This is a genomic window from Blautia sp. AF19-10LB (assembly GCF_003461245.1).
In the GTDB taxonomy this organism is placed as follows: domain Bacteria; phylum Bacillota; class Clostridia; order Lachnospirales; family Lachnospiraceae; genus Blautia_A; species Blautia_A intestinihominis.
This window is the reverse complement of sequence record NZ_QTWS01000002.1, coordinates 203276-210469: the sequence shown is the minus strand read 5'-3', so window position 1 is coordinate 210469 and position 7194 is coordinate 203276. Positions and strand designations below refer to the sequence as shown.

The 7194-nt window shown below is 44.4% G+C and carries 10 protein-coding genes; 7 read left to right on the top strand and 3 right to left on the bottom strand.

Going from position 1 to position 7194, the window contains the following annotated elements; genetic code table 11:
• From DWX28_RS02820 to DWX28_RS02810, 3 genes are all read left to right on the top strand, one after another.
• Window positions 1-1417: YodL domain-containing protein (locus tag DWX28_RS02820; RefSeq protein WP_118251760.1), on the top strand; the 1417-nt coding region annotated here is incomplete at its 5' end.
• Window positions 1414-1626 carry a transposon-transfer assisting family protein gene (locus tag DWX28_RS02815; RefSeq protein ID WP_442857729.1) on the top strand — a complete coding sequence of 71 codons (213 nt, stop codon included), beginning with the start codon at window positions 1414-1416 and terminating at the stop codon, window positions 1624-1626. The genes DWX28_RS02820 and DWX28_RS02815, both read left to right, overlap by 4 nt.
• Window positions 1623-1988, top strand: a complete 366-nt coding sequence (locus DWX28_RS02810; protein ID WP_117524139.1) for a cysteine-rich VLP domain-containing protein — start codon at window positions 1623-1625, stop codon at window positions 1986-1988. The genes DWX28_RS02815 and DWX28_RS02810 overlap by 4 nt, the downstream gene beginning before the upstream one ends.
• A gap of 182 nt (window positions 1989-2170) precedes the next feature.
• Here the strand turns inward: DWX28_RS02810 and DWX28_RS02805 are convergent, their stop codons facing one another.
• From DWX28_RS02805 to DWX28_RS02795, 3 genes are all read right to left on the bottom strand, one after another.
• Window positions 2171-3520, bottom strand: a complete 1350-nt coding sequence (locus tag DWX28_RS02805; RefSeq protein ID WP_117524137.1) for a relaxase/mobilization nuclease domain-containing protein — start codon at window positions 3518-3520, stop codon at window positions 2171-2173.
• Entirely contained in the window at window positions 3481-3810 is a 330-nt protein-coding gene (locus DWX28_RS02800) for a plasmid mobilization protein (protein ID WP_117524135.1), read from the bottom strand. Before DWX28_RS02800 ends, DWX28_RS02805 begins: the two co-directional genes overlap by 40 nt.
• Window positions 3811-4041: 231 nt before the next feature.
• Window positions 4042-4392: a helix-turn-helix transcriptional regulator gene (locus DWX28_RS02795; RefSeq protein ID WP_117524190.1), complete on the bottom strand. Its 351-nt coding sequence runs from the start codon at window positions 4390-4392 to the stop codon at window positions 4042-4044.
• Between the two features lie 160 nt (window positions 4393-4552).
• Between DWX28_RS02795 and DWX28_RS19780 the strand changes: the two genes are divergently transcribed.
• From DWX28_RS19780 to DWX28_RS02775, 4 genes are all read left to right on the top strand, one after another.
• Entirely contained in the window at window positions 4553-4732 is a 180-nt protein-coding gene (locus DWX28_RS19780) for a helix-turn-helix domain-containing protein (RefSeq protein ID WP_015533991.1), read from the top strand.
• A complete protein-coding gene (locus DWX28_RS02785; RefSeq protein ID WP_117524133.1) occupies window positions 4725-5390 on the top strand; it encodes a response regulator transcription factor in 666 nt (221 codons plus the stop codon). Before DWX28_RS19780 ends, DWX28_RS02785 begins: the two co-directional genes overlap by 8 nt.
• A gap of 84 nt (window positions 5391-5474) precedes the next feature.
• A complete protein-coding gene (locus tag DWX28_RS02780; protein WP_118251722.1) occupies window positions 5475-6395 on the top strand; it encodes an ATP-binding cassette domain-containing protein in 921 nt (306 codons plus the stop codon).
• Window positions 6388-7194 carry an ABC transporter permease gene (locus DWX28_RS02775; protein ID WP_055057437.1) on the top strand — a complete coding sequence of 269 codons (807 nt, stop codon included), beginning with the start codon at window positions 6388-6390 and terminating at the stop codon, window positions 7192-7194. Before DWX28_RS02780 ends, DWX28_RS02775 begins: the two co-directional genes overlap by 8 nt.

The window sequence follows — 7194 nt, the reverse complement described above, 5'->3', positions numbered from 1 at the left end:
AGGATTTATGGAAAATAATTTAAAAGATCAACATTATAAAAACATGGGTATAATGCTTCAAATGGAAACATTAACATTTGAAGCAGAAAGCGTCGCTTATACCGTCTGCCAACACTACGGGCTTGATACGTCAGACTATTCCTTTGGGTACGTCGCCGGGTGGAGCAGCGGCCGCGAGCTTTCCGAACTGAAAAGCTCCCTTGAAACAATCCGCAGCGCAGCCGCCGAGATTATCAATTCCATTGACGAAACATTAGCGGAGCTTTCAAAGGCGCAGGATAAGGAGCAGACTGCCGGACAGGAGCAGCCGGACAAAGAGGAAAACGCCGCGCCGGAGCAGCCGAAACAGGAAGCCTCCGCACAGGAAAAAGCAGCCTTTATCCCGGAAACAGTTTACCGGGTGCGCCGCAATCCTTACAGCGACAGGAAAGAGAACGCCTATCTGCTGCAAGCCTATGTAACGCAGGAAAACGGGCGGGCAAAAATGGGCGCGGTACTTTTCACAGGAACGCCCCAGAAATGCCGCGAGCTTATGGGGCAACTCAAAAGCGGCGAACTGACCGAGGGACAGGTCAAGGAGCTTTACGCAAAGGCACAGGAAACCGCTAAGACCGCCGAACAGGACAAAGGCACCTTTTCCATTTATCAGCTAAAGCATGGCGACGAAACGCGGGACTTGCGCTTTGAGCCATACGACCGCCTGCAGGCGACGGGAAATGTGGTTGATAAGGCGAACTATGAGCTTGTCTATTCCGCAGAGCTTACGCCGGGGACTTCCCTTGAAGATATTTATACCCGTTTCAATATCGACCACCCCAAAGACTTTAAGGGACACAGCCTTTCCGTTTCCGACGTGGTGGTGCTTCATCAGAACGGGCAGGACGCCGCCCACTATGTAGACAGCTTCGGCTATAAGAATGTGCCGGAGTTTTTACAGGAGCAGAAGCAGCTTACGCCCGACGAGTTGGAAACAGGCGAAACAATCAAAACGCCGCGCGGTACTTTCTATGTAACCGATATGAGCCGCGAACAAATGGAAGCCGCCGGATATGGCTTTCACCATCAATCCGACGACGGAAAATATTTAGTCATGGGAAATGGTACGCGGGCGTTTGCCATAGCAGCCGAGCAGCGGGAAAATCCCTTGAAAGCTGCCGAGCAGACCACCGAGCAAAACGAAAACATGATTGACGGGATTATCAACAATACGCCGACCGTTGACGAACTGGAAGCAAAGGTTAAGGCGGGAGAAACGATTTCCCTTGTTGACCTGGCTAACGCGGTCAAAGCCGATAAGGAGCGCGGCAAGGGCAAGCCGGAAAAGAAGCCCTCTATCCGGGCGCAGCTTAAAGCGGATAAGGAAAAGGCACAGAAGAAAGCCGCAGCGAAAACAAAAAATCACGATTTGGAGGTATGAGCATGAACAGATTTACCGTTGAGGAAACAAACCTTTTGAGCATTTACCATGAGGGAAGCAAGGCGCAGCTTACGGAGAACATCAACGCCGCGCTGCCTTACATGGACGCGGATATGCGGGAACTGGCGAAGCGCGCCCTTTCCAAAGTGGACGCGCTGACCGAGGAAGAATTTGCGGAGCTTACCATTTACGCCGCAGAGGAAGTATGAGCAGCATTAAGCGGCTTTCGCCGCCCCAGAGCCGGAAAGTCAATTCCCTTGTGCGCCGGGAGTGCTGCAACTGCGATAACGGACACTGTATTTTGCTTGACGACGGGGACGAGTGCGTATGCCCGCAGCTTATCTCTTATTCGCTGCTTTGCAAATGGTTTCGGATTGCCGTACTTCCCCTTGATAAGCTCCTGTATGCCGAGCTTTTTAAGACCGAGGATAAAAAGCGTTGTACTGTATGCGGCACGTTCTTTGTATCAAAGTCAAACAGCGTCAAATACTGCCCGGACTGCCGCAAGCGTATCACGAACAGACAGGCAGCGGAGCGCATGAGAAAACGACGCGCCCTTGTTACGCGATAAGGGCGAAAATAGCCTTGATTTACAGGGCTTGCAGCGCGTGAAAATCACTTAGGCGATACAGAATACCTTTTCCCTTAAAAACAGCTTTCTACTGCGTAACATACCAAAATCAGCACCCACAAAAAGACAGGGCGCGGGAGGTCATTACTGGCTTTCCGCGTCCTGTCTTTTTTTGCGCCTGTTTATCCGCGCTCTGTTTCCTTGCCCCGTTCCGGCTGCTTTCCTGTCTGCAAAATGCTGTCTATGTTCTGCTTGATAACGTCATATTCCCGGACTTTCTTTTTCAGCTTGCCATAATCGGCGTAAAGGGCTTCTTTCTGCGCTTGGAGTGCTTCATATTCCTTTTGCAGCGTGGCGGGATTGGGGAGCTTTGTAATGCCCGCCGTTTTGAGTGCCTTTGCCGCAGCTTCATGGAGGATAATATCGCGCTCATGTCCGGCGCGGTATCGCTCTTTGTTCTTTGCCTTGCGGTATGCGTCATAGACAGGCTTTGTCTTTTGATAAGTGGCGACGTGCTTCATCAGCACCGCCATATCTGCAAGCCGCTTTTCAACGCCCTTTAATACGTCTGCCGCCTGTTCGCTTTCTGCCGCCACTTCCTCAATCCGGCTGACTAAATCCGCGTACTGTTCAATCTTATTCTCCGTCAAGAAATTCATGGTCTTAGCTGCCTGTTTCAGATTGTGGATTTTCGCCCAGTGTTCATAGCCTTTGCTCTGCGCCGCCTTGATACTGTTTTCAATGTCAATCAGCAGGCTAACGCCGCCGCGATCTGCGCGGGGAGCTTTCGCAGCGCGGGCGCGTTTGCCCTCTATGCGTTCCCTTATGGCTTCCTCTGTATAGTCTGCGCCGAGGGTTTTAAGACGGGTAAAGCGTTCCTGTCCGGGAGCGCGGCAGGACACATATTTTCCCGGCTTTATCTCATAGCCCGCAGCTTGCAGCCGTTGTAACAATTCCTCAAAACTGGACACTTGGGGAATGAGTGCGTCAACGGCGATTTTCAGCTTGCCTTTCCGACTGGTTCCCGTTTTTTCCTCTTGATACTCTGCATAGCTCTTTCCCTTGTTTCCCTTTTTCGGGACAATGACGGATAAGCCGTTTTCCCGGCACAGCCTGTCGCTCATGTTCCGTATGCCGTAATAACTACGCTTATTGGAATTATACTTGTGGTGGTCTACAAAATTGACCGCGCAGAAAATAATGTGATTATGGACGTGTCCTTTGTCAATGTGCGTCGTCAATACATACTCATGCTGCCCTTTTGTTACCGCGTCGGCAAGCTGCTTTCCGATTTTGTGGGCGGTTTCATAATCCACTTCCCCCGGCTCAAAGGACTGTATCAGATGAAAGGCTAAATTGTTGCCCTTTTGGAGAGCTTGCGACAAGGTATATTCAAATTCAATGTCTGCCGTTTCATAGGAGCAGCCAAAAGAGGACACAAGCATTTTCCCGTCCGTCTTATCGGGATTTTGGATATAGTCAAGGGCTTTGCTCAACGTGCTTTTAATAGGCTTAATCTTTGTAACCGCCATATCTCCGCAAGCACCCCCTTTATTTCCTCTATGTCCTCTTGGTAGACGCTGCCCGTACTGTTTACGCGCTTTGCAATCTGGTTGACGTTGACACCGATTTTCTGTATCTCCGCTGTCATGGCTTTTATGTCGGTGTGGTCTACTTGGATAATGTATCCGTCAATGGCAATCTTCCTAAGATATGCCGCCATGTTCCGGGTGGGGACGAGCTTCATTTTTTCAAGAATTAAATCCCGTTCTGCTTCTGTTACTCTGAATTTGATTTGTACCGTTCTTTTGCGTCCGTCCATGCTTTCGCTCCTTTCCATTCCGAGGGTTTGGGACACTTCCCAACAAGCCATTTTCAACCGACGTGCCGCAGCGCAGGAGGGCGAAAATACGGAAGTGGGTACCCGCTTCCTATGCTTGCTACGAAAGTTTTTTCTTAATCCTTACTACAACGGAAAGCCCCGTTTTGCCAAACTTACACAAAAGAAAAACGCTGCAATCTCAAAAAGATTACAACGCTTCCTAAAGCCTATTTAGTTTTCGTTTTCGACTTCTGCAATTTCTTTCGCCGTCGCGGTAACAATCCGTATTCCTGTATCGCTCATATCATCAAGAAGCGCGTCAAGCTGCCGCCGCTTTGTGTCTTTCTCCGGCTGCGTATCTAAAAGAAACTGGTCTACGGATATATGATAGCGCAGCATAAGCTCAAAGAAAATCTGTAAACTTGGGTGCTGCCCGTTGTTCTCAATGTTTGCAAGGTAACGCGGGGAAATATACATTTCGTCGCTTACTTTCTTGCGGCTCTCTTTGCGCTCTTTCCGCGCGTTCTTTATTGCTTGCCCAAAAGCCTTGAAGTCGTACTTTTCTACTGGTCTTTTTGCCATATTCATTCACCCAGTTACATTTTACTGTTCCCCTTTCTTCTTGGATATGTCTATATACTTCCTATAACGAACCTAAATAATGCCTATTTCCGCACTTGCTATTATTCGCCATACCGTATATAATTATACTGATAAACTTTGAAGAAAGGACGGGTGGCTTATGGAATATATGTCTTGTGCAGAAGCAGCGGGCAAATGGGGCATTTCAGAAAGACGGGTGCAGAAACTTTGTGAGGGGGAGCGCATACCGGGCGTTTCAAAATTTGGTAGTATGTGGCTGATACCAAAAGACGTGGAAAAGCCAACTGATAGACGCAGAAAGGAGTTTCAACATGAATAATGTTTTAATTATCGAAGATGATAAAGAAATTTGCGTTATGATAAAAGACCATCTGGAAAAGTACAATTATCAAGTCTTCTTCACACTTACTGGTGCAAATGCGATTGAACGCATAAAAGAATTATCCCCAGATTTAATTATTTTAGATTTAATGCTTCCTTTTATCAGTGGAGATGAATTAATTAGAAATATCAGAAAATTTTCAGATGTACCTGTAATTGTTGTTTCTGCAAAAAGTTTAACATTCAACAAAGTCGAACTGCTACGCTTGGGTGCTGATGACTATTTAACAAAGCCGTTTGATTTGGACGAATTACTAGCGCGAATTGAACGCAATTTGCTAAGAAGTCAAAAAGATACTCCCCATCTTTGTTTGACCTTTGGAGAACTTTCCATTAATACATCTTCAAAAATAGTTACTGTTGCAGACGAAATTATTGTGCTTACAGCAAAAGAGTATCAACTTGTAGAACTACTGGCGAAATATCCTGATAAAGTTTTTTCTAAGCAAAATCTTTATGAAAGTATTTGGCAAGAACCATTTGCAAGGGATAATGATGTCATTAACACACATATAAGTAACTTACGAAAAAAATTAAAGGGCGAAGGCTGCCGAATTAAGACCATATGGGGCTTGGGTTACCGATTTGCAAAGTGAGCTTTAGATAATCTTTAGCTTTACCTTTAGATTATTCAAGGAATTGTCTGCGATACTAAATAACAAGAAAGGAGCTGTGAAAAAATGAACGTAACAGTTTTTGAAGCTATCAACATCACAAAAAAGTATCGCAATACACTAGCCCTAAATCAAGTATCTATGTCTGTAATGCAAGGAGATATTTATGGGTTTATCGGAAAAAACGGTGCCGGTAAAACAACAATGATTCGTTTACTAACCGGACTGGCAGAACCTACTACTGGCAAAATTGCTTTATTCGGTGAAAGCAATAAGAAACTTGCAAAGCAGCGTGAGCGCATTGGCTGTATTATTGAGAGCCCTTCTCTTTATCTTGATATGACAGCCTATGAAAATTTGGAGGTACAACGTTTGCAACGCGGTATTCCAGGAAAAGGTTGCATTGATAATGCTTTAGCATTAGTTGGTTTGAAAGATACCGGAAAGAAAAAAGCAAAAGATTTCTCTTTGGGTATGCGGCAGAGACTAGCTCTCGCAATCGCTTTGCTTGGGAATCCTGAATTTCTCGTACTAGATGAACCAATTAACGGACTAGACCCTACTGGAATTATCGAATTAAGAAACTTACTCAAAAGACTAAATAAAGAACGTGGAATCACTATTTTGATTTCAAGTCACATTCTCACGGAACTTCATCAATTAGCAAATAGATATGGTATCTTACATGAGGGGAAACTTTTACAGGAAATTACCGCTACAGAGTTAGACAAACGCTGCAAAAAGCATTTGTTGTTGCAAGTGAATGATGTAGCTGCTGCTAGTGTTTTATTGGAAAGCAAACTGAATACTTCAAATTTTTCTGTTATGCCAGACAAAAGTATTCATCTATATGATTATGTTGAAAATGCCGGAAAAGTATCAGCGTTGCTAAGTGCAAATAACATTACGATTTATCAGTTAGCACAATCTGGAGATAGTCTTGAAACTTATTACACTAATTTGATAGGAGGGTGCCAAAATGATTAACCATTTTAAAGCTGAATTTTATAAATTGCGTCACTCAAAGATATTGATAACTATATTAGGCGTATGTGCGGCGGTTATAATGGTCTCTTTTGCACTTGGTGACATGACTTTTTTTGGAGCCGGAGATGGAACAGAAAGTGTAATCGGATTTCAAGCTAAGTGTTATCTATCTAGTGAAATACCAACGTTTCAAACTGTTGCCCGCTCATCTCTTGCATATACAGCCTTTTTCTGGATTATTGGCATTTTATTTGCAACCATATTTTTTACAAAAGAATATAATACGGGTACAATCAAATTATCTGTTGCATACGGCACTAAACGAACTATTCTCTACTACACCAAAGCGATTACAATATTGGTGGTGTCTCTGATAACGTATCTGATTTTTGTAGCTACATTTTTCGTTATTGAAATCATACAATCCGGTTACATTCCAACTGCGAGTGAAGTAATAAACCTTTTGGGATGGGCTCTTGCTTGCGGAACGGTTTTATTAGCATTAGAAAGCATTTCTATTTTTTTATGTGTCGTTATTCAAAATACAGGGATTGTAACAGGGATTTGCTGCTTATATGTATTCAGTGGAGCGTCTGTTTACTTAATGCTATGGAGTGATATGGAGACGGTTTCAATACCCTTAAAATTTTTTGTATATGGAAATCCTATGTACTATTGGATGAATTTCAGCTCTTGTCGCACAATGGGTATTATTGAGCATTTACCATTCTATTTCATAGGGTGCATTTCTCTTTTGATTGTTGGCGGTCTTATTATGATTAGAAAAGAAATCAAGTAA

Coding starts and splice junctions, on each gene's coding strand:
- DWX28_RS02780 (WP_118251722.1), top strand. CDS start 5,475: ATGAACGTAACAGTTTTTGAAGCTATCAACATCACAAAAAAGTATCGC.
- DWX28_RS02810 (WP_117524139.1), top strand. CDS start 1,623: ATGAGCAGCATTAAGCGGCTTTCGCCGCCCCAGAGCCGGAAAGTCAAT.
- DWX28_RS02815 (WP_442857729.1), top strand. CDS start 1,414: ATGAGCATGAACAGATTTACCGTTGAGGAAACAAACCTTTTGAGCATT.
- DWX28_RS02775 (WP_055057437.1), top strand. CDS start 6,388: ATGATTAACCATTTTAAAGCTGAATTTTATAAATTGCGTCACTCAAAG.
- DWX28_RS02785 (WP_117524133.1), top strand. CDS start 4,725: ATGAATAATGTTTTAATTATCGAAGATGATAAAGAAATTTGCGTTATG.
- DWX28_RS02805 (WP_117524137.1), bottom strand. CDS start 3,520: ATGGCGGTTACAAAGATTAAGCCTATTAAAAGCACGTTGAGCAAAGCC.
- DWX28_RS02795 (WP_117524190.1), bottom strand. CDS start 4,392: ATGGCAAAAAGACCAGTAGAAAAGTACGACTTCAAGGCTTTTGGGCAA.
- DWX28_RS02800 (WP_117524135.1), bottom strand. CDS start 3,810: ATGGACGGACGCAAAAGAACGGTACAAATCAAATTCAGAGTAACAGAA.
- DWX28_RS19780 (WP_015533991.1), top strand. CDS start 4,553: ATGGAATATATGTCTTGTGCAGAAGCAGCGGGCAAATGGGGCATTTCA.